Source organism: Nitrosophilus labii, from assembly GCF_014466985.1.
GTDB lineage: Bacteria > Campylobacterota > Campylobacteria > Campylobacterales > Nitratiruptoraceae > Nitrosophilus_A > Nitrosophilus_A labii.
Genome location: NZ_AP022826.1, coordinates 1,080,056 through 1,100,910 on the forward strand (window position 1 = coordinate 1,080,056; position 20,855 = coordinate 1,100,910).

Here is a 20,855-nt window from a genome sequence, read left to right on the forward strand (position 1 = left end):
TAACGGCAAAGTGAAAATGTACTATCTACGAAGTTAAAAAATAGAAGATTTTGTAAAATCTTCTTCTTTAGTTTTAAAGAGGGAGATTGGATGAAATGATAAGCTATGAGGAGTTTGTAATGATACACACTTTAAAAAAGCAGGGGTACAGCATAAGGGGGATATCGAGAATTACCGGTTTAGATAGAAGAACAATTTCAAAAAGACTCAAGGAAGAGAGTTTGAAACCAAGGAAAAAAGTTGTTTACAAATCGAAGCTCGATACTTTTAAATCGTATATTGAAAAAAGAGTAAAAGAGGCTTTGCCAGATAAAATCCCTTCCACTGTTATTTACAGGGAGATTTTGGATATGGGATATGAAGGAAAAGGAAGAGTTGTTCAAAGCTTTGTAAGTGATTTATATAAAAAGTTTATGCCTTTAAAAGAGGAGAGTATTGTAAGATTTGAGACTTTGCCTGGTGAGCAAGCTCAAGTTGACTGGACAGTTATAAAAGGCGGCAAAAATCCAATATATGCATTTATAATGATACTTGGATACAGCAGATATACATACGTCTGTTTTACGGACAATATGAGATATGAGACATTTGAAGATTGCCATAAAAAAGCATATTCTTACTTTGGCGGAATACCTAAAAATATACTTTATGATAACCTAAAAAGTGTTGTAATAAAAAGAAACGCATATGGAGCAGGAAAACACAAATTTAATGAAAAGTTTCTTGATTTTTCACGAGACTACGGTTTCAATCCACTTCTATGCAAACCATATAGAGCTAAAACGAAAGGGAAAGTTGAAAGATATATAGGATATTTGAAAAGAAACTTCTATATACCCTTAAAAGCAAAGCTGAAAAATTCTTCTCTTGTCATCGATTGTAAGCTTTTAAATTCACAAATATTTAGCTGGCTTGAGATTACAAGTAATAGAGTACATTCTACACTGAAGCAAAAACCGAGAGAACTGTTTGAAATAGAAAAGAAGGCTCTGCTGCCACTTGTAAAAACAGCAGAGCCGAGGAGTTCATTAATGATACATACGAAAAGTAATTCTACAAACAAAAAGGTTTTTGTGTCAATAGATAAAAACAACAACTTTTTTAGAAAAACCGAATATTCAAAAGAGGATAATAAACTTTATTTAAAAATATTGGATGATAAAGTAAAAATAGAACCACAAACCTCTTTGAAAGATTATGAGGATTTGTTACAGGAAGCTGTAAATGAGTAGCAATAAATCAATACAAAAAAAGAGCATATCATATGAAGCAGCCTCTATAGATGAAAGAATAAAAGAGTATGCCCTAATTTTCAGATTACCGGCAATACAAGAGAGCTACTCATATATCGCAGAACAGTCTATGAAAGAGAATCTCTCATATACCCGGTTTTTATTGAAACTATTTGAGTATGAGTATGAAAAAAAGATTCAAAGGTCCAAAGAAACCACTCTTAGATTGGCGGGATTTCCAAAGGTTAAAACTTTAGAGATGTTTGACTTTAAAAGCTCATCTGTAGATAAAAATATGATAAATGAACTATCTACTCTAAGGTTTATAGATAATGCCGAAAATATCCTGCTTATTGGTCCAAGCGGTGTAGGAAAAACCCATCTTGCCATAGCCTTGGGATATATAGCAACACAAAATAGAATAAAGACCAGGTTTATTACCGCTGCAGATCTGCTATTGCAGCTTGAAATAGCCCAGCAGGCAGGCAGATTGAACGACTATTTTAAAAAAGTGATAAATATCCCAAAACTCTTGATAATAGATGAATTTGGATATATAAAACTAAATGAAAATCAGGCCAACCTCTTTTTCCAGGTAATCAACAAAAGATACGAGAGCGGCTCGATCATAATCACATCCAATCTTAACTTTACCAAATTCAAGGAGGTACTTAACAATGATGAAGCATTGACTACTGCAATACTTGATAGACTTATTCATCACAGTCATATCTTAAACATTCAGGGTGAAAGCTATAGGCTTAAGCAAAAAAGAAAAGCAGGTATTTTTACAGGGTTAAACAGTTAGTTTCTCAATGTAACAGGTGGTGCATTTTTACATTGCCGAAGTGGTACATTTTTGGGTTGCTGTTGACAAAAGAGGCATAGAAAAGATTGCCCTTCTTGTCAGTGATGCACATTTAGGGATTCAAAAGGCTTTCAAAGAGAGTTTTATTGGCGCATCATGGCAACGGTGTAAAGTCCATTTTATGCGTAATATCCTGGCTCATGTTCCACCTAAAGCAAAAGAGAAATTTGCAGCCAAACTTAAAACTATTTGGCTACAAGAGAGCAAAAAAGATGCATTCATGATAGCACAGATGATTATAGAGGAGTTTCGCAAAAAATTCCCTGAAGCAATTGAAGTGTTTCAAGAAGGACTAGAAGATTCACTGCAGTTTTATCACTTCCCGCAAATTGATAAAAGGAGGATAAGTTCTACCAATATACTTGAGAGAATAAACAAAGAGATCAGAAGAAGATCAAAAGTTGTCTCAATATTTCCATCAAGAGAGTCTTATCTCAGGCTCATTGCTACATACTTGATGGAGTACACTGAAGACTGGGAGATTGAGAGAAGTTATATTCATCCACAAAAGCTTCAAGAGGTGATGGAAATCTATGAAGCGCAGCTTAAAGCTGCTTGATATGCAATGAAATATAACTTGCTGGGAAGGAAAATTGCGAACAAAACTTGACAGTATCTTTTTCTAAGTTCCTTAAAATATCTCAAAAATGCCTAAAATCCTAAGTTTTTAAACACATACTGTCATTTCACTTGAAAAAAACTGTCATTTTGTTTGCGTCTTTACAATTTTGTTTGCGTCTTTACAATCTGTGCAATAAATGTTCATAAAAAGTTGATATTTTTGACAAGATAGCTAAATTATTTTGAAGAGAAGTAGCAGCTTGTTTATTCGATTTTTCGGTGATTTCTGGGGATTTTTCTTTGGTTGCGGGAGAGGGATTTGAACCCCCGACCTTCGGGTTATGAGCCCGACGAGCTACCAGACTGCTCTATCCCGCGTTATTGAAGAAAGTGGCTGGGGTGGGAGGATTCGAACCCCCGAATGGCGGGACCAAAACCCGCTGCCTTACCGCTTGGCGACACCCCAAGATTTGAGAGGCAACCCCTCAAATTCGGCTGAAATTATAATACATTTTTTTATCTATGTCAAGTGTATGTATAAGTCCATAACATATGGCACTCATTATATTTTAAGGGTCAAGACTAGTTTAGAGGTTCCTCTATAAAGTTTTTTATAAGAATTTTAATAAATCATTATGACGATTATTAAATAAACTCGCACTCTTTTAAGTGTAAATTGAATTTGTCTTTAGAAGAGAGTCCTTTAAATTTATATAATCTCATTTTAGCATAACTTCAAAATGATTCTATGCCATTAATGTGATTCTTTTTGCAAATTCATTTTCTCCATTGACCTGCTCCAAAAAGTGGGTCCAATTACAGAGTTAGTAATTGATTTAAGCTTTTGTCCATTGGCAGCTCTATCACTACTCCATACATGATTTGTATGTTGTGAACACATTTTTATTGGATTGGTTTCTAGTCTTTTTCTTTTTGGTCTCTTCTTTGGAAGTTGGAGGTTTAGCATATACCATATCCGATATACTCTTTTGATATTTATGGTCTCTTTTAATCGCCAGCTTAGCATTACCGCTATACGCCCGTATCCAAAGCGTGGATAGATTTCACTTATACTTTTGAGTAAATCCCTCAAAGGTTTGTCTTTCTTAGGTTGCTTGGGTTCATATACAAACTGGGAACGGCTAATACCTATCTCTTTGCATGCCCGCTGCTGGGATATCTTATGACTCATCATCATTTTTACAGCTTCTCTTTTTGCAGTGGACGTTACCACTTTTTTTCTGTTATTTCCTTGAGCGCTTCGTTAACCAGTAGTTGCTCTGATAGAAGTTTTTTGAGCTTGGCATTCTCTTTTTCAAGTTCTTTGAGTCTTTTTACCTCACTTACGCTCATCCCGCCATACATACATTTCCATTTGTAAAATGTCTGCTCACTTATATTATATTTGCGAATAACTTCTCTTTGGGTATCCGCTTTTTGAACCTCTTGTAATATTTTTACAACCTTCTCTTCACTGAATCTTTTCTTCATCTGCTACTCCAGTAGTTTTATTATACTCTAACTCTGATCTTGGCCCAATTTTTGGGAAGCAGGTTAGAATAAGATGGCGAAAAATATCCCTTTTCTTTTTGTTCTCAAAAGCTATTTTTGCACATCCTAAATCATCAAAAATTTTACCAAATATAAGCTCATCTCCAATAACTCTTATATCTTTGTTTGATAGTTTTCTTTAGGAAGAACTATATTCAAGATAGTCTAAAAGCGAAGGCTCTAACTCCTTGAGTCGTTCTTTTGCCTTTTGAAATAAAATCTCAATTTCTTTCTTATCTTTACTACAACCTACACTCTCTACAACCCTATATTTACCGCCTCTTTTTGAAATAATTTGAATACTAATACTACCACTTTGATTTTTCTTCTTTCTTATAAACATAAACTCATTATATCAAATCCTGTAAAATATCAAGACACCCTGACCCCTCTCTTCTAAACCTCTCTAAACCCATTTTCATGGGACTTCTGCCCCCTCTCTTTAAAAAGTGAGAATGTCAGGAGTTAGTAAAAAGGTTATTAGTTTTTTTAACAACTTTTAAATATTTAGCTATTTTATTCTACGATTAATATGGTTTCATTTTATAACGTTTATAAATTTTGACATTTTGGATAAAGGGTTCTTGTTTCAACTGTTGTGACAATTTCGTTATATCTATGTTTTTACCAATAACATCAAATATACAAATTCGATGGGCAATACATTTTTTTAATTTAAGTTGATAGCGGCTTTCAAGCTCTTCTATATAAATTGACTTTTTTCGGTTTAAAATAACTTGGATTTGAGATGAATTAACAGAGTTGTTTTCAGGAATACTGGAAAAATTCTCATTAGTTTTTCGATCACCGACAGTCGATGGATGCTCTTGTTTAAATTTTAATAATTCTTGATAATCTTTGGCAACCACTCCAATCAATAAACAAAACATAAATATTATAGTTTTCATTTTTATTCCTTGTGACCAAATATTTCTAAAGTAATTGAGTTTAAAGTACCGCTATCCCCTTCTAACCGATCAGTTATTTCAACTTTCCAGTATCCTTCACTCTTTTCACCCATAAAAGCCAATGAACTAAAACGAAAACCTCCATTATACCCATCATAATTAATCTCATTGGGAGTAATTATAAGCGTACGTGTTCCTGATGGTGAGGTTAATGCTATCTCAAGATCTCCAGAATATGTGTGATCAGTATCTATTGTTAATCCTACCCATTCTGTCACAAAATTGTCTTTAAAATATACTGATTTTGAAATTGTGGTATTATTATCTGGAATAGAAATTTCCAAATTTGATAAAGTAATACTTGCATTTATCTCTTCCGGCAACAATTCGTAATAAGGGGATTTACATTTTTCTATCATTTTAGAAGGATTTATTAACCCAAAACCGTAATTAATGTTATGCCATAATCCTGCATCGTTTTGTATCCAATGACTATCATTTTCATCTATCTTTTTTGCAGTACTCGCAATAAGCCACTTAACATCTCTCCATGTTAAATCAGGACATGCTTCAAGAACTAACGCAATTACGCCAGAAACCATCGGAGTCGCTGCACTCGTGCCATTCATAGCAAAAGTATAATTACGTCCAGTATCTTCATCTACGGTAATTGCACCAATTTCTCCGTTTAATTCACTCTCGTAATAAGAACGTCCCATTAATAAAGTTGTAGCTATAGTTGGTGCTATATAGTAATATTCCCCGCCATACGCAGAAACTAAAATATTGCTACCAGGATTAGAATAACTTGCAAACTTATTTTCATGATTTAAAGCGGCAACTGTAATAACATAACGATTATTTGCTAGATAAGAAAGATTAGCATTGCCATAATTTTCTCTATCATTTCCAGAAGGAACCGTAAAAATTCTACCTTTTTTATCTCTTAAATCTGATGTGGCAAGCTCTAAAATCGTTTCAAAACTTTTATCGTTTAAAAAATATGCTCCCCAACTATTGTTACTTACAAGTATATCATTAGCCCAATCAGCACTGTACCATAAATATTCAAGGTCCTCTAAAGATTGGTTTTCTAACCAATTACTTCCAGCAATAGTAGCATATGGAACAACTCCCCTAACTCCTTTTCCATTTCTAGCCCTTGCCGCAATAATTCCAGCAACTGCAGTACCATGTCCAACTACTAAAGGCGAACTTTTATCTATTGTAGAAACATTTGAAGTTGGTGTAGGATCATTTGTTTTTGTAACTGAGTTAAAGGATCTATTTAAATCAACATATAGATCTTCATGATCCTTTTCAACACCAGTATCAACTACTTGAATAACTGTTTCATATCCATCATGTTTACCTACAAAATTATGATATACGTTTAAGATATCTAAATCGTTTCCGATTATAGTTGACACGCCCTTTGTATTTGATACCGATAATCCTCTACTATCAATATGCCATTGAAGATAAAATAGAGGATCACCTTCTAAACCATCAACTATACCGGTATTATCTTCATCCTGATTTAACGGATCTAAACCTTCTAAAAGTTCAACTCCATCTGGTATGAAATCATTGTCACTATCTGAAGCTGTTGCATTTGTTTCACCATAAAACTCTGTATAGTCACTTAAAAAATCGTAATCTGTATCGGAAATTGTAGGATTAAGGCCATTTTGAATCTCAATATTATCATACAATCCATCATTATCGCTATCTCTGTTTAATGGATTGGTGCCTATCAATAACTCTTCTTCCAATGTAAGATTATCCCCATCCACATCACTCAGCAAAACTTCGGTAAGATTTTCATCATTTAATATCGCTTGAGTAAAATTGTTTTCAAGCAGCTGAATGTAAAGTCTAGGATTTTTAAAAAAGTTATTTTCAGTATTGCTAGGAATATATGAGTAAATATCTCTATAATCTATAATATCATCTTCATTAACACTTAAACGAAAAATATCTTTTGCAAAAGCATTTAAAAAATTTACGATTTCGGTTGAGTTTTTTAGTTTAAGTTCTTTTACTTTATGAGCTGCCCAGGTAGTAAGAGCATTAACAATTACTTTACCCTCTTTTAAATCTGATAGTAAAACATATCCATTTATAATCCCTTTTAAATTTTTAAAAGAACTATCAATATTTAAATCATCATCAACATCTACATCATAACCGTTCGTCACTTCAATATATACTAATCCATCACTATTTACAGGAAAGTTTTCAAAATCTATCTCAAAAATACCCGCAGGTAAATCTGGCCAACTATATTCTGTTATAGATTGATTAAAAGATGAGGTAGTAGTATTAAAATCAAAATCTTCATCTATTATTTTAATAGAAACGTTAGCTTCGGCAATCGGCCCTAACAATACATAATTGGAAATTATTGATTTAGATTCTTCATTTGTTTCATTAGCTGATGATACCGGTTCATTACTATTTCCTCCTCCCCCACATCCATTAAAACTTATAGCAAACAGCACAAGGCTGTTTGCTATCAACTTTTTTAGAAAACTATTTCTCAAATAGCTTCCTTATATCGTAACCTATACTTAGAGGATTTAACGTTTTTAATCTTTCAACTTTATTAGATACAGTTGAAGATTGTGAAGTTAACGTCGAATCAACATTTAAGTTATCTATATACAATCTTCTACTTCCACTAGAATATAATGTATGATGATCAAAATCGAAGTCGTTAACGGCATTTAAAAAGTCCTCTTCTGTCATATTTTTAAATTCTGTCATCTCCATCCATAAATACTCGTATGATGGAGAGGTTTTAAAGTAATTTGCCACTGATGTCGGCAGTATTGAGCTAACATCAGGTAATGTTACAGACGTTGGAGCTATCGTAAAGTAAAAATTAATCTCTGCACTGTAGCTTTCACCGGTAGTAGTATTGTACTCATTAGCACTGTAACTTATTTTTGTCAAATTAACTTTAGCCAGATCTGCTCCACTAAACCCTACACTATCGTTACCAAAAGTAGGAGTGATATCCAAATATGGATAATCTTCCGAATTGTAAGTTTGCTTCAAAGTACCGTCACCGTAATAATTATAATGTTCATATCCGTAAGATATGTTAGTAACGCTGTCGTTAATCCATTTAGAACCACTTATTTGATAAGTTAAATCCGGACTATTAACGTATTTTCTAACAAACTGACTAGTATTGCTGTCATAATCGACGGTGTATGCATTTACATACAACGACTTATAGTATGGAATTATACTTAAATAGTCGTTATTTGTAATAATATCGACCTTAGTATCGGCGATTAAAGTAAAATCACTCGGTGTTACTGTTATATTTGCGATTTCATCTGCAGTTTTATCTTTCAAAAGATAAAATTTGCTATTTCCATCACTATCCAAATATCTGAAAAACAACGAATACAAACCATCTGATTGAGGAGTCAAATAAGATAGAGTTGTGCTTCCTGTTCCGTTTGCATCTATAGATATATAACCGTAACTACTACCGGAAATTTCGATACTTCCATAAGGAGTAAAACCGGTTACCGTGACATTGACTTTAGTAGAACAGTCATTTATATAATGGTGGTAGTCATCAAAATAGTATGGGTCTATAGAAATATTATACGTCCTAACAGGAACGTTGATGTAAAAATTACTCTCAATCTTAGTTTCATTTTCATCTGTAAATTCATTCCAGGTAACTTTACCATCTCCATTCTTATCTTCTAGATCTACTACCGCATTATATATTTCGTTACTATCTAATGAACCGTCGTTGTTAGTATCTATTTCATCGGCAGTAACTGTTGGAGAATCTGGATCATTTGCGATAACGAAATCAAATAACCAGTTTGGAATATAATTTGAAGAGTAAAGTGAACAAACATCCAAAGTTGAACATTCGGCAGGTTTTTCATTATCTGGAACAGGACTATATTCTCCACATAGATATGAACCTTGATCTATAGCCCATTGCAAGATATCACTAAAAATCATATCTTGCGTTAATGCAAAATCAGGACCTACAGAAACTGAAAAGGTTGCTCTATCGCTACCAGTAACGTTAAATTGAGCAGTTCCTGTACTATCAGTAACTTTTTCTTCTATGATATTTAAAGTAGAAGTATCATAAAGCGCCACAATCAATCCAGGTAATTGTGTATTAATAACCAAATTACCAGAGGCGTTCGGATCTATTACATAAACTGTTGCCGATGCAGTACTTGATGCACCTTCAATATCTGTAGCGATACAACTGACCGTATAAACACCGGAATTGTCGAAGGTAGTTGTAAATGCAGTACTATCACTATCGCTATAAATGGTATCATTTACACTCCAACTATATGTAACCTCATATCCTTCTGGATCTGTAGCTTCACATTCAAAAGTATATGAACTATTAACATTTACAGTAACTGAAGTTGGAACTTTTTCAAAAATTGGCGGCTGATTTTGCCTAATAACTTCTACAGAAACATTTACAGTATTACTAACGTTACCACTACTATCAGTAGCTGATACAGCATATGTCAATATACCGTCATTTGCAGGACTTATCTCATCAGAAACATAATAGTTACTACCAGGATAGGCCTGATTTAACACAATTTCAGAACCATTACTATCTTTTGCGGTAACATTTACATCATCATTTTCAGGATCATATACATACGCATACAACCTAAATGTTTCCCCTTTACTTATATCTACCATATAAGCATTTGCACCCGCCATAGAAATTTGCGGAGGTTTATTTCCAACATAAAAAGTAAATGTAGAGTTACTATCTAAATTACCGTCACTTGCTTTAACAACAAGTTCGTGTTCCCCTTTACTTAGCTGTACAACTTCATCATTAGCTACTACATTTCCATCAAGTGTATACTCCAATGAAACCATATCACCGTCAGGATCATACGCATACGCATGTAAGGTGTAGTTTCCTTCCATAATCTGACCAGTAATATAGTAGTACATATTATCAGTATCTAATAAATATGCTCCATAAACAACTGGGGCTCTGTTTTCATTAACGGTTAAATCGGCAGTTGCAGTATCTTGATTTTTACCATCATTAACTACAACATTTAACTGATATGTCCCAGCTGCAAGAGAATTAGGGGCAATATTACTTACTTCCGTATTATCTAAAAGTAGTTTGATACTCATATACATATATCCGCTAGTCGAGTAAGTATCTATAAGTTCATAATGAGTTCCCTCTTTTAATTCAAAACCGTTTAGTTTTAATGATTCTATATTTATGGTATCTCCATCTCCATCATATGAAGAGATATAAACGTTTACTGACTCTGCTATATTACTTATTTGATAAGGAGAGAAATATACGTAAGTATTTGGTGGCTGATTCACATCTTGAATAGTTACGTAAGCATATTTTCCACTATCTGCCGTTTCATTTCCACTAACTATACCGTCAACATTAAATGTAGTGGTTGTTCCTTTATAATTTACTGTATATTCCGTATTAGGTTTGACTTTAACTTTAGCTTTTCCTTCACTATCTAAATAAATAGTTTTATAAAAATAATCACTATAACTATAATTATATACGTTTACATATCCGCTTCCCGTAGAATTATCGTCATTTATAGCAGTTATAGTCACTATTGCACTATAAGGATTTTCTATAGTTAAGTTAAGTTCATAATCACAACCTTCACTATTTGATTGTTTTAGAGAAGAGTTTATATCTATAGGCGTCTCTGTCCAACCTGTTAGCACTCCAGAATAATAAAAACTATAATCATTTACACTTCCACTAGTTAAACTTATGGAACCAGTACCATTACTATCTAAATATGTATATTCATAGGCCGTCTCTTTTTGAGCCGCAACCCTTATAGAATCGACTGGATTTCCATCTTGATCAACCGCACTAATACATACAATTTCAGGTTGTTCTAAAGCAAATGCATAATCAAGATTTAAATACTCTCCCCAATTTTCAGTTACGCACATAATAACATATGGCGAGCCTGTAGTATTATCTGGATCATCTGCTGCAAAATACTCAGCTTCTCCTAAATATCTCCACATTCCACTTTGAGCATCATAGTACCACATAGGTACTTGGAAGCCGTTTGTACTATCATTATCGTCATCACCATAAGCTTCTATCATATCAACTTGATCTTGAGAAAGATATCTTGTTTTTGTTTGTAAACAAGATGTGTAATCAAGCTCAGGAGAGAGTTTTGATTGCGTTAACACTGAAGCGTTCAGTTCTATCGGATCTCCGTTCTGATCGGTTAGCGATATTAAATCAAATGCTACTGATACAAGTTGCATAGGCTCACTAGTAGCCATAGTTCCACTATCTTTTCCTATTCCCTTATATTCTCCCGGAAAATATTTGCTATCCTCTTTTTTAGTAGGGTCAAACGCCTTTATCTTTGCATTAACTAATTTAACACTATCTGGAAAAGCAGAAAGAGGTATAACCGATTCTGAAATTGTATCTCCAAAAGAAGGATCAGCTTGTGTCTTTAGATCATTTAAAGACATAATCTTAGCATAAGACTTAATCCCGGATATTGTATTTGATACACCTAGTTTTAAGAACATATTCTGTTTTGAAGTTGCATTAAAGTCAGATATATCAACAACTTGCGTATTAACAGGCACCGTCATTTCGGCATTTACGGTAACTGATTGACCGTTTTTTAATGAAATAATCTTTTTATAAGGTGCAAAATTATCTTTTTCTACGCTTAGTTGTGCCTTACTACCATTTTCTGCAACTTCTACAGCTCCAAAATCAAAGGAACCATCAGAATTAATTGCAGTTTGATAAACAGCATCTTTGCTACTTCCATATACTCCGTCATTATCTAAATCAACAATAAGAGTTGCAACCGCACTTGAATCATTAACCGTGGTAGCCGTCGGTACCAAACTAGAAGCAGCACCCACAGTAGTTGTTGAAGTTGCGCTTGCTGTTGTTCCACTAACAAATGCAGTAGATGTAGTCGTAACAGTTGTATCTGTCGGTGTAGGTGTTGATGTAGGAGTCGTACTGTCTCCACCTCCGCCTCCGCCACAGCCACTAAGTAAGAACAGCGCCACTGCAAAACTTATGGCTTTTTCTTTGAATCGCCTCATGATGTATCCTTTCATAAAAACTTTTTTGAAATCTTTGCCAATCCTCCTCTTTATAAATTTATCTTAAATTTAGTTCTTATAGTTAAATATTGTCTATAAAGATAATGTTATATCTATAATAATATACTACATTTTCTTAATTTAGTTTTAAAATAAAATTTTTTAAATAATCTATTTAAAGAGATACAAAATTAAAACAGACTATAATCCAAATTATGAAATTTATAACATGCTCTTTATATTATGAGGCTAAACCTTTTTTAGAAAAATTCTCATTATCTTTAATTCATAAAAAACCCTTTTACATTTATAAAGGTAACAATATTATTTTAGTAATAACCGGGATAGGTTCTATAAATGCGGCTACAGCTGTTACATATATGTTTACACTGTATCCTCCTACAAAAAAAGATACGCTTATTAACGTAGGAATTGCTGCCGGTAAAAAAAAATTTATGATAGGTGAGATTGTTTCGGTGAAAAAAGTTATTGATAAATGCTCAAATAAGGTATATTTTCTTAAAAACAATATTAATATCAAATTGCAACAAGTTTCATGTTTAACAGTTTATAAAGAACAGACAGAAAGTATAAAATACGATATTGCAGATATGGAATCGTCTGGAATAGTAATAGCTTCAAAAAAATTTGGGATTAATCCCATAATTTTTAAAATAATATCAGACTATTTTGAACCTCAAAAAGTGTCAAAAGAAAATATTTATTGTTTAATAAATAATAAAGTTAATATAATAGGAAATTTTTTAAATAAATTGTAGATTTATTAAAATAAAAATTAAAGTGTTTTAAAATATAAAAAAATAATTTCATAAACTTTCATTTATGAAAATTTTAATTGTTTCTAAACTATGTTTATGTTTTTTACCTCTTCTTTTCTTTTTTTCTAAACTTCATATAAGCTTTTTTGAAAAACACCTATAATTACTCTTTTATGAAGTTAGAAAATTTTTAATAATAAAGATATAAAAAATTTGCAAAAAAATTTTGATAAAATTACGGTTTTAATTTGTACTAAAGGCTATAAGATGACACTACAAAAAAGTGCTACAGTCGTTGCGAGTATCGTTGCAGGGGTTTTAGTTATAATAAAACTGATTGTTGGTATTCTTAGCGGTTCTGCAGCAGTTCTTGCAAGTGCAATTGACTCCATTTTAGATATATTTGTCTCTTTATTTAACTATTTTGCTATTCACAAATCTGAAAAAGCACCAAGTGAAAAATTCAATTATGGTCTTGGAAAGATAGAAGCTTTGGCAGCCGTAATAGAAGGAACCATTATCACTGTTTCAGGCTTTTTTATATTTTATAAAGGTGTTATAAATATCATAGAAGATAAAAAGATAGAGTATCTTGATAGCTCTATCGTAGTTATGATAATCTCTATCGTACTAACCGGCGGACTTGTTATATTTTTAAATAAAGTTTACGAAAAAACTAAAAATATGGTTGTAAAATCGGATGCTTTGCACTACAAAACCGACCTTTTTAGTAATTCTGCTGTTTTAGCCTCTTTAATTATAGTATATTTTACAGGATGGGATTTCATAGATGGAATTTTTGGTATAGCTATAGCAATATATATTATAAAAGAGGCTTATGAGCTTATAAAAGATGGGGTTTTGATGCTACTTGATGCCTCTTTGGACGAGGAGACTGTAGAAAAAATCAAAGAGATAATAACAAAACAACCAGAAGTTAACGGATATCACTTCTTAAAAACTAGAAGGTCGGGTAGTGATAACTTTGTCGACGTTCATATAGTCTTTACTCCCGATATATCTCTTTTAGCCGCTCATAGAGTCTCTGACAAAATCGAAGAAGAGATAAAAAAGATTGATCCAAAAGCCAAATGGCACTTTACGATTCATCTAGATCCGTATGATGATTTTGAAATGCATTAACATTGGGAATTGGGAATTTGGAATTTGGAATTTGGAAAATATATATAAATATGCATAGCAAAATCTAATTGAATATATTAATTGAATAAAAAATTTCTAAATTATAAATTTGATATAAAATAGCACTAATTCCCAATTCCTAATTCCTATTTCCCAATTCCTATAATATTACCTTGCATACTCTATAGCTCTATTTTCTCTTATAACGTTAACTTTTATCTCACCGGGATACTGAACGGAGCTCTCTATCTCTTTAGCTATCTCTTTAGATAAAAGCACGGCTTCGTCATCATTTATTAACTCGGCATTAACGATAACTCTAACTTCACGTCCTGCATTAATAGCGTAAGCTTTTTTAACTCCCTGTTTATTCAAAGCTATCTCTTCGATAGCCTGAACTCTTTTTAAGAAAGCCTCTAAAACTTCTCTTCTAGCTCCAGGTCTAGCAGCACTTAGAGTATCCGCCGCGCAAACTGCCGCAGCTTCTACGGTCTTGGGTTCTTCGTGGCCGTGGTGAGCATATATTGCATTTATAACTTCGTCTGGTTCTTTATATCTTTTACATATCTCAGCACCCAGATCTACGTGGCTTCCAGCATATTCATGGGTTAAAGCTTTACCGATATCGTGGAGAAGACCGGCTCTTTTTGCAAGTACTTCGTTACCTCCCATCTCAGCCGCCATAATGCCGGCAAGATAAGCAACCTCAAGTGAGTGCCCTAAAGCATTTTGACCATAACTAGCCCTAAATTTGAGCCTACCTATAAGTTTTAAGAGTTCTGGATGTACCTGTCCGATTCCAAGATCAATTACAATATTTTCACCCTCTTCTAGAAGCTGTTGATCAAACTCGGTTTTAACCTTTTCGTAAATCTCTTCTATACGTGCAGGCTGAATTCTACCATCTTCAACTAAAAGCTCTATTACCTTTGTGGCTATAGCTCTTCTATAAAGGTTAAAAGAGCTAAGAATAATAGCATTTGGCGTATCATCGATGATAATATCAACGCCTAGCAACATCTCGAGAGTCTTGATATTTCTACCCTCTTTACCGATTATTCTACCTTTTAGATCGTCACTCGGTATATTTACAACATTTATAAGCCTCTCAGCAGCAAACTCGCCAGCATATCTTGTAGTGGCTTGAGCCAAAATATAGTTTGCTCTTCTTTTTGCCTCTCTTTTTGCCTCTTCCTCATATTTTCTTACTATATGTGCGATCTCTGCACGTGACTCTTCTTCCGCTTTTTGAAGAATTAATTCTTTAGCCTCTTCCATCGTTAGGCCTGCATGTTCTTCCAAAATCTTTATGGTCTCTTGAAGTTTCTGTTTATACTCTTCTTCAAGTTTTTCAGCCTCTTCTTTTAAAGATAAAGCTTCTTCTCTCTCAGCTTTTATCTCTTGTCGCTCTAAAGTTATATGTTTTAGTTCATCTTTGAACATCTGTTTTAAAGAGTCCTCTTTCTCTCTTAACTCTTTAAAACGCTGCTCATACTCTTCTTGAAGTTTCGCCGTTCTCTCTTCGTACTCTTTCTTTACTGCTAATTCAGCCTCTTTTACTTTGACTTTTGCATTTTGTAAAATAATTTCAGCTTCGTGTTCTATAGCTTTCGCTTTAGCTTTAGCTTGCTCCTCGTAAAGTTCGAATTTACTTTTTTCTATTCTTTTTGCTATTAAATATCCTGCAGCGCCACTTATAATAGCGGCAGAACTTCCTACTAACAACTCTAACCACATCTAAGTCCCCTCTTATAATTATTTCATTCGGGGTAACATATACATCTCCTAAAAGATCGTAATCATCGCATATTTGTGATTTAGTAAAACATTTTTCTATTTCGACAAATATCACAAAGGGTCTGTATGAGAGTTTAGAAAAAAATATGTCATACATCCCTTTTCCAAATCCTATACGTCTAAAGCTCCCGTCTACCCCGATAACGGGAACTATAGCCAAATCTATACGAGAAAGTTTAAAAAAAGAGTTTGCAGGCTCTTTTATACCGAATTTTTTAACTTTTATAGGCAACCTGTATTTTACCATTTTAAAACTTTTTCCTTCCATAAACGGAAGGTAAATATTTTTAGAATCTTTGAATTTTTTCAATAAACTATTGATATCAGCTTCATGTCCCATAGGCATATAAAAAAGTATAGAGCTAGGATTTAAAAGCTCTATAAACTCATCTAAAATCTTTACTATTTTTTTATCTTTAATCTTTTTATGCGTTTTTTTTATATTTTTGACTTTTTTTATACAATATTTTCTAAAATCCTCTTTACTTGAAAAATGTGCCATTTTTAACCTTAAATTGTATATAATTACAATATTCTATCAAATAAGGATTCAAATGAGAGTAACAAAGACTATTTTTGTACTTTTTTTAACGTTTTTTTTAATTATAATGAGTGGCTGCTCAAAACATGAAAATAAAAATAAAGATATAATAGCAGACAAAAAAGAAGAGAAAAAAGAGTCTGAAGAGAAAATTTTTATTTTAAATAGCGTAAATGACGGTAATATTTCACTCGAATTAACACAAATCGGTATTGAGTCGAAAGATTTAAAAGACAGAGTTTTAATGTTAAACTTTTTCGCCACCTGGTGTCCTCCATGCAAAGCGGAAATCCCACATCTTGTCAATCTACAAAATAAATTTAAAGACAAACTTCAGATTGTTGCTGTTTTGTTAGAAGAAAACAAAGATATCAATAAACTAAAAAGCTTCATAAACGAATACAAAATCAACTATTTTGTATCGATTTCAGACAAAAATTTTGCTCTAGCTAAAAAAATATACGCTATGGTTCATGCTCCTAGAAATATGCCGATACCCTTAAGTGTTATGTTCAAAGATGGAAAATATATAATTCATTATTTAGGAGCTGTACCTGAAGAGATGATAGAGACTGATATCAAAAACGCATTAGGAGAATAGATGTTTGGATTTTTAAAAAAAGGATTACAAAAAACTCTAGATAATATCAAGCAAGTTTCGCCAAAAAAGAAAAAATACGCTACTCCAGAAGAGATAGAAGAGATTTTAATTGAAGCGGACGTAGAGTATGAGATAGTAGAAAAGATTGTAAATTCACTTCCCTCTAAAGTAAACAAAACAGTTTTAAAAAACGATCTTTTGTATCTCTTTACACCTATAGAGACAAAAGAAGCAGATGTAAAGCCTTTTGTAGAATTGATACTAGGTGTAAACGGTGCCGGTAAAACTACCACAATAGCTAAACTTGCTTACAGATATAAAAAAGATGATAAAAGCGTTATATTGGGTGCGGGTGATACATTTAGGGCTGCCGCTATAGAGCAGCTAAAGAAATGGGCCGAAAAGCTTAATGTCCCTATAGTGTACACAAAACAGGGACATGATCCTTCTGCTGTAGCATTTGACACTATCGAGTCGGCTAAGGCAAGAGGGATTGATAGAGTTTTAATCGATACGGCGGGACGTCTTCATACTCAAACCAACTTAGCTGAAGAGTTAAAAAAAATAGTAAGAGTCTGCGGTAAGGCTATGGAAGGAGCGCCTCACAGAAAACTTCTAATCCTTGATGGAACACAAGGAAACTCTGCTATAAATCAAGCAAAAGTATTTAACAAAATGGTTGGTGTAGACGGTATAATCGTTACTAAATTAGATGGAACAGCAAAAGGAGGAGCGATAATCAGTATTAGTAATGAGCTGAAACTACCTATACTTTACGTTGGCGTCGGTGAAGGGATGGAAGATCTAATCCCTTTTGATCCTAATGAATATATAGATACCATATTGGATGAAATTTTTGAAACAGAAAAATAATGAATATCGAATTTCTTTTCTACTTAGGTGTACTAGTAATAATCTTTGTTGTAATTTGGCTTATTTTCATATATTTTAAGAAATATGACGAAATATCTTTAAAAGAACATAAATGGATTTTAATCGTTTATATAGCAATTTTGATAGTTAGTATATATACATGGAGGTATGTTTTTGATTTTTTCTTTTCAGATAAATTTCTTAAAATTTTGCAAAATAGTTCATCACTAAACGGATTAAATTGAGATGGCTAAAAAAAGAAGAGTATATGAGTGCCAAGCTTGCGGTTTTAAAAGCTCAAAATGGATGGGAAAATGTACCAACTGCGGAGTTTGGGACTCTTTTTTGGAATTAAGTGATGAGCAGATAGAAATATCAAAAAAGATAGAAAATAGTTCCAAAAACCCAAAAGCTTATCCTATCACAAAAATCAAAGAGGATAAGATAGAGAGATTTTCTACATTCGATACAGAGCTAGATCTTGTACTTGGGGGTGGTATCGTTCCAGGAAGTCTAGTATTGATAGGGGGAAGTCCTGGGGTTGGAAAATCCACACTTCTTTTAAAGATGTGTGCAAACTTGGCAAAAAACGGTAAAAAAGTACTTTACGTAAGCGCGGAAGAGTCGCAGGGACAGATAAAACTAAGAGCAAACAGAATCGAAGCCAATGAAGATAACCTCTATCTGCTTTCAGAAATAAAGCTTGAAAATATTTTAGTAGAACTAAGCAACCAAAATTATGAGCTTTTGGTTATAGACTCGATTCAAACAATTTATACCGAAGAAATTACATCTGCACCAGGTACCGTTTCTCAGGTAAGAGCCGTTACATTTGAACTTATGAGAGTAGCAAAATCTACCAAAACTTCCATATTCATTATAGGACATATTACAAAAGATGGCTCCATTGCAGGACCAAGAGTTTTGGAGCATATGGTAGATACGGTTTTATATTTTGAGGGGGACAGCTCAAAAGATATAAGGATCCTAAGAGGATTTAAAAACAGATTCGGAAGCATAAGCGAAGTTGGAATTTTTGAGATGACAAAGGTGGGGTTAGTAAGTGCAAAAGATATATCCGGCAAATTTTTCAGTAAAAAAAAGCGTCAGGCCGGTTCGGCTATAACCGTAGTTATGGAAGGCAGTAGACCTTTAGTTATCGAAGTTCAAGCACTAGTTAGCGAAAGCGGTTATGCAAACCCAAAAAGAAGTGCAACAGGATTTGACTCTAACAGACTAACAATGCTTTTAGCGCTATTAGAAAAAAAGCTGGAGCTTCCTTTCAATCAATATGATGTTTTTGTAAATATCTCAGGAGGTATAAAAATAGGTGAAACTGCCGCAGATTTAGCCGTTATCGCCGCTATTTTAAGTAGTTTTAGAAACAGACCTCTAAATAGTGAGACTATCTTTTTAGGCGAAGTTGGTCTAACGGGTGATATAAGAGAAGTGCAGATGCTAGATAACCGCCTAAAAGAAGCTGCCTCTCAAGGATTTAAAAAAGCAATCGTACCTTCTAAGCCAATTGAGAATAATCTACTTAAATGTTTTGTGGTAGATGAAGTATCAAAAATAATTGAGTGGATGTAATTTCAGGAAAATTTAGTTAAAATTAGATGATAATTGGGTGATTATAGTTATATTGTCGCAAAATATAACTAATACAACTTAACCGTAAAAAACTACTCTAATTTTTAATATTTAAAAAAGAAGGATGGTTATGGACAAAAAGTGTAAAGCTCATGTTCAAATGGAAGAGAGATATGCAAGATTAGAAATAGATTATGATAATCTAGAAGAGAAAAAGGCAATCTGTAGTTACGTAAACGATCTTATTCCTATCCATAAAATATCACCACAAATTACGGTTGAACCTAAAACTATGGAAACCGGAGAATATGTAATCGAGTTCCACGACGACTATGACAAAAAAGCGGGAGATTTTTTTGAAGATCTATTAAGAAAATTAAATATTAAAAAGTGTGATTGATAGAGTTTTTACTCTTACCAATCAAGGTATAAAAATATACTAGATAAAAAGTAGTTTGCCGCAAATATGGTCATTGCCGAATAAACAACGGCTTTTGTCGTAGAGAGTCCTACTCCTCTAGCACCCCCTCTTGTAAAATATCCAATATACGTACCTATAATACTTATAAGATATCCAAAAACAAAGGCTTTTATTATACCCGTTCCTATATCGCTAAATTCTAAAAATGTTGTAATAGTATCTTTATAAGCCGTAGGATTGACTCCCAACGCTATTGTTGAGATAAGATAGGCGCTTAAATTTCCTATAAAAACAAACATAATTACCAAAATAGGCAGTGAGATTGTAGTGGCTATTATTCTAGGAATTATTAGATACTTTTTTGAATCGATAGCCAAAGTATCTATCGCATCTATCTGCTCGGTAACTCTCATTGTTCCAAGTTCCGCAGCCATCGCGCTGATTGCACGAGAAACTAGCATTAAAGCCCCAAATACCGGTCCAAGCTCTTTAGAGATAGAGACGAAAATAGTATATCCTATAAAACTTTCGGCACCAAATTTATGAAAACCGTGATAGAGTTGTATGGCTTCTACGAGTCCCGTAAACAGAGCAGTCAAGGCTATAACAAAAAAAGAGCCTACTCCTATGATTTCTATCTGTTTAAAAGTCTCTTTTATTCTGTATGGAGGTACAAAAAACAGCGGTAATAGTTTTAGTTGAAATATTATAAATTCGCCAAATTTTTCCAAACTTTTATAAAACTTTACAAAAGGAAGACCAAGATAGTAAAAAATTGATTCCATTAATTACCTTTGGAATTTGGAATTAGGAATTGGGAATTGGGAAATTTTAATAAACTAATTCCTAATTCCCA

18 protein-coding genes, 2 tRNA genes and 1 pseudogene are annotated in these 20,855 nt (G+C 33.1%); 9 read left to right on the forward strand and 12 right to left on the reverse strand.

Going from position 1 to position 20,855, the window contains the following annotated elements:
* The first annotated feature begins 95 nt into the window (after positions 1 to 95).
* The 3 genes from istA to NIL_RS05480 are packed head-to-tail and all read left to right on the forward strand — an operon-like array spanning position 96 to position 2,659.
* Entirely contained in the window at positions 96 to 1,232 is a 1,137-nt protein-coding gene (istA, locus tag NIL_RS05470) for an IS21 family transposase (RefSeq protein ID WP_246434482.1), read from the forward strand.
* On the forward strand, positions 1,225 to 2,040 hold the full coding sequence (gene istB / locus NIL_RS05475; RefSeq protein WP_246434416.1) for an IS21-like element helper ATPase IstB: 816 nt from the start codon (positions 1,225 to 1,227) through the stop codon (positions 2,038 to 2,040). The genes istA and istB overlap by 8 nt, the downstream gene beginning before the upstream one ends.
* A gap of 16 nt (positions 2,041 to 2,056) precedes the next feature.
* A complete protein-coding gene (locus tag NIL_RS05480) occupies positions 2,057 to 2,659 on the forward strand; it encodes an IS256 family transposase (RefSeq protein WP_187646818.1) in 603 nt (200 codons plus the stop codon).
* A 303-nt stretch (positions 2,660 to 2,962) separates the two neighbouring features.
* Here NIL_RS05480 and NIL_RS05485 read toward each other — a convergent pair.
* The 9 genes and pseudogenes from NIL_RS05485 to NIL_RS05525 all read right to left on the reverse strand — a co-directional run bounded on the left by NIL_RS05485 (position 2,963) and on the right by NIL_RS05525 (position 12,254).
* Positions 2,963 to 3,039 (reverse strand) — tRNA-Met (locus tag NIL_RS05485).
* Positions 3,040 to 3,052: 13 nt separating this feature from the next.
* A tRNA-Gln gene (locus NIL_RS05490) sits at positions 3,053 to 3,127 on the reverse strand.
* Between the two features lie 145 nt (positions 3,128 to 3,272).
* Positions 3,273 to 3,426: pseudogene (locus NIL_RS05495) on the reverse strand (IS1595 family transposase); the annotation flags it as partial.
* The gene (locus NIL_RS05500; RefSeq protein WP_187646819.1) at positions 3,416 to 3,895 is read right to left on the reverse strand and encodes a transposase; all 480 of its coding nucleotides are present in this window, start codon (positions 3,893 to 3,895) and stop codon (positions 3,416 to 3,418) included. The pseudogene NIL_RS05495 and the gene NIL_RS05500, both read right to left, overlap by 11 nt.
* Complete coding sequence (locus NIL_RS05505) at positions 3,889 to 4,152, reverse strand: transposase (protein WP_187646809.1); 264 nt, start codon at positions 4,150 to 4,152, stop codon at positions 3,889 to 3,891. Before NIL_RS05505 ends, NIL_RS05500 begins: the two co-directional genes overlap by 7 nt.
* A 199-nt stretch (positions 4,153 to 4,351) precedes the next feature.
* On the reverse strand, positions 4,352 to 4,555 hold the full coding sequence (locus NIL_RS05510) for a hypothetical protein (protein ID WP_187646820.1): 204 nt from the start codon (positions 4,553 to 4,555) through the stop codon (positions 4,352 to 4,354).
* 184 nt (positions 4,556 to 4,739) lie between these two features.
* Positions 4,740 to 5,120 (reverse strand): hypothetical protein, encoded by a 381-nt coding sequence (locus NIL_RS05515; protein WP_187646821.1) that lies wholly within the window; start codon positions 5,118 to 5,120, stop codon positions 4,740 to 4,742.
* Between the two features lie 2 nt (positions 5,121 to 5,122).
* Positions 5,123 to 7,666 (reverse strand): S8 family serine peptidase, encoded by a 2,544-nt coding sequence (locus tag NIL_RS05520; protein ID WP_187646822.1) that lies wholly within the window; start codon positions 7,664 to 7,666, stop codon positions 5,123 to 5,125.
* Positions 7,656 to 12,254, reverse strand: coding sequence for a PKD domain-containing protein (locus NIL_RS05525; protein ID WP_187646823.1), 4,599 nt, complete (start codon positions 12,252 to 12,254; stop codon positions 7,656 to 7,658). Before NIL_RS05525 ends, NIL_RS05520 begins: the two co-directional genes overlap by 11 nt.
* A gap of 215 nt (positions 12,255 to 12,469) precedes the next feature.
* Here NIL_RS05525 and NIL_RS05530 point away from each other — a divergent pair, with 215 nt between their 5' ends.
* Together NIL_RS05530 and NIL_RS05535 are read left to right on the forward strand one after the other, a co-directional pair.
* On the forward strand, positions 12,470 to 13,033 hold the full coding sequence (locus NIL_RS05530) for a 5'-methylthioadenosine/S-adenosylhomocysteine nucleosidase family protein (protein ID WP_187646824.1): 564 nt from the start codon (positions 12,470 to 12,472) through the stop codon (positions 13,031 to 13,033).
* Positions 13,034 to 13,300: 267 nt separating this feature from the next.
* Positions 13,301 to 14,176: a cation diffusion facilitator family transporter gene (locus NIL_RS05535; protein ID WP_187646825.1), complete on the forward strand. Its 876-nt coding sequence runs from the start codon at positions 13,301 to 13,303 to the stop codon at positions 14,174 to 14,176.
* Positions 14,177 to 14,344: 168 nt separating this feature from the next.
* Here the strand turns inward: NIL_RS05535 and rny are convergent, their stop codons facing one another.
* Both rny and NIL_RS05545 read right to left on the reverse strand, forming a co-directional pair.
* Positions 14,345 to 15,913, reverse strand: coding sequence for a ribonuclease Y (gene rny, locus NIL_RS05540; RefSeq protein ID WP_187646826.1), 1,569 nt, complete (start codon positions 15,911 to 15,913; stop codon positions 14,345 to 14,347).
* Positions 15,825 to 16,475, reverse strand: coding sequence for a 5-formyltetrahydrofolate cyclo-ligase (locus NIL_RS05545; protein ID WP_187646827.1), 651 nt, complete (start codon positions 16,473 to 16,475; stop codon positions 15,825 to 15,827). Before NIL_RS05545 ends, rny begins: the two co-directional genes overlap by 89 nt.
* A gap of 52 nt (positions 16,476 to 16,527) precedes the next feature.
* Between NIL_RS05545 and NIL_RS05550 the strand changes: the two genes are divergently transcribed.
* The 4 genes from NIL_RS05550 to NIL_RS05565 all read left to right on the forward strand — a co-directional run bounded on the left by NIL_RS05550 (position 16,528) and on the right by NIL_RS05565 (position 19,978).
* Positions 16,528 to 17,115, forward strand: a complete 588-nt coding sequence (locus NIL_RS05550; RefSeq protein WP_187646828.1) for a TlpA family protein disulfide reductase — start codon at positions 16,528 to 16,530, stop codon at positions 17,113 to 17,115.
* On the forward strand, positions 17,116 to 17,988 hold the full coding sequence (gene ftsY / locus NIL_RS05555) for a signal recognition particle-docking protein FtsY (RefSeq protein WP_187646829.1): 873 nt from the start codon (positions 17,116 to 17,118) through the stop codon (positions 17,986 to 17,988).
* A gap of 246 nt (positions 17,989 to 18,234) precedes the next feature.
* Positions 18,235 to 19,578, forward strand: a complete 1,344-nt coding sequence (gene radA, locus NIL_RS05560) for a DNA repair protein RadA (RefSeq protein ID WP_187646830.1) — start codon at positions 18,235 to 18,237, stop codon at positions 19,576 to 19,578.
* A gap of 130 nt (positions 19,579 to 19,708) precedes the next feature.
* Positions 19,709 to 19,978, forward strand: coding sequence for a hypothetical protein (locus NIL_RS05565; RefSeq protein WP_187646831.1), 270 nt, complete (start codon positions 19,709 to 19,711; stop codon positions 19,976 to 19,978).
* Between the two features lie 14 nt (positions 19,979 to 19,992).
* On the opposite strand, the gene NIL_RS05570 is transcribed toward NIL_RS05565, so the two are convergent.
* A complete protein-coding gene (locus tag NIL_RS05570) occupies positions 19,993 to 20,784 on the reverse strand; it encodes an MlaE family ABC transporter permease (protein WP_187646832.1) in 792 nt (263 codons plus the stop codon).
* Between the last annotated feature and the right edge of the window lie 71 nt (positions 20,785 to 20,855).

What these genes read in the sequence shown, in the direction of transcription:
- istA (WP_246434482.1), top strand. Translation starts at nt 96, where the DNA reads ATGATAAGCTATGAGGAGTTTGTAATGATACACACTTTAAAAAAGCAG.
- istB (WP_246434416.1), top strand. Translation starts at nt 1,225, where the DNA reads ATGAGTAGCAATAAATCAATACAAAAAAAGAGCATATCATATGAAGCA.
- NIL_RS05505 (WP_187646809.1), bottom strand. Translation starts at nt 4,152, where the DNA reads ATGAAGAAAAGATTCAGTGAAGAGAAGGTTGTAAAAATATTACAAGAG.
- NIL_RS05510 (WP_187646820.1), bottom strand. Translation starts at nt 4,555, where the DNA reads ATGTTTATAAGAAAGAAGAAAAATCAAAGTGGTAGTATTAGTATTCAA.
- NIL_RS05515 (WP_187646821.1), bottom strand. Translation starts at nt 5,120, where the DNA reads ATGAAAACTATAATATTTATGTTTTGTTTATTGATTGGAGTGGTTGCC.
- NIL_RS05525 (WP_187646823.1), bottom strand. Translation starts at nt 12,254, where the DNA reads ATGAGGCGATTCAAAGAAAAAGCCATAAGTTTTGCAGTGGCGCTGTTC.
- NIL_RS05530 (WP_187646824.1), top strand. Translation starts at nt 12,470, where the DNA reads ATGAAATTTATAACATGCTCTTTATATTATGAGGCTAAACCTTTTTTA.
- NIL_RS05535 (WP_187646825.1), top strand. Translation starts at nt 13,301, where the DNA reads ATGACACTACAAAAAAGTGCTACAGTCGTTGCGAGTATCGTTGCAGGG.
- rny (WP_187646826.1), bottom strand. Translation starts at nt 15,913, where the DNA reads ATGTGGTTAGAGTTGTTAGTAGGAAGTTCTGCCGCTATTATAAGTGGC.
- NIL_RS05545 (WP_187646827.1), bottom strand. Translation starts at nt 16,475, where the DNA reads ATGGCACATTTTTCAAGTAAAGAGGATTTTAGAAAATATTGTATAAAA.
- NIL_RS05550 (WP_187646828.1), top strand. Translation starts at nt 16,528, where the DNA reads ATGAGAGTAACAAAGACTATTTTTGTACTTTTTTTAACGTTTTTTTTA.
- ftsY (WP_187646829.1), top strand. Translation starts at nt 17,116, where the DNA reads ATGTTTGGATTTTTAAAAAAAGGATTACAAAAAACTCTAGATAATATC.
- radA (WP_187646830.1), top strand. Translation starts at nt 18,235, where the DNA reads ATGGCTAAAAAAAGAAGAGTATATGAGTGCCAAGCTTGCGGTTTTAAA.
- NIL_RS05565 (WP_187646831.1), top strand. Translation starts at nt 19,709, where the DNA reads ATGGACAAAAAGTGTAAAGCTCATGTTCAAATGGAAGAGAGATATGCA.
- NIL_RS05570 (WP_187646832.1), bottom strand. Translation starts at nt 20,784, where the DNA reads ATGGAATCAATTTTTTACTATCTTGGTCTTCCTTTTGTAAAGTTTTAT.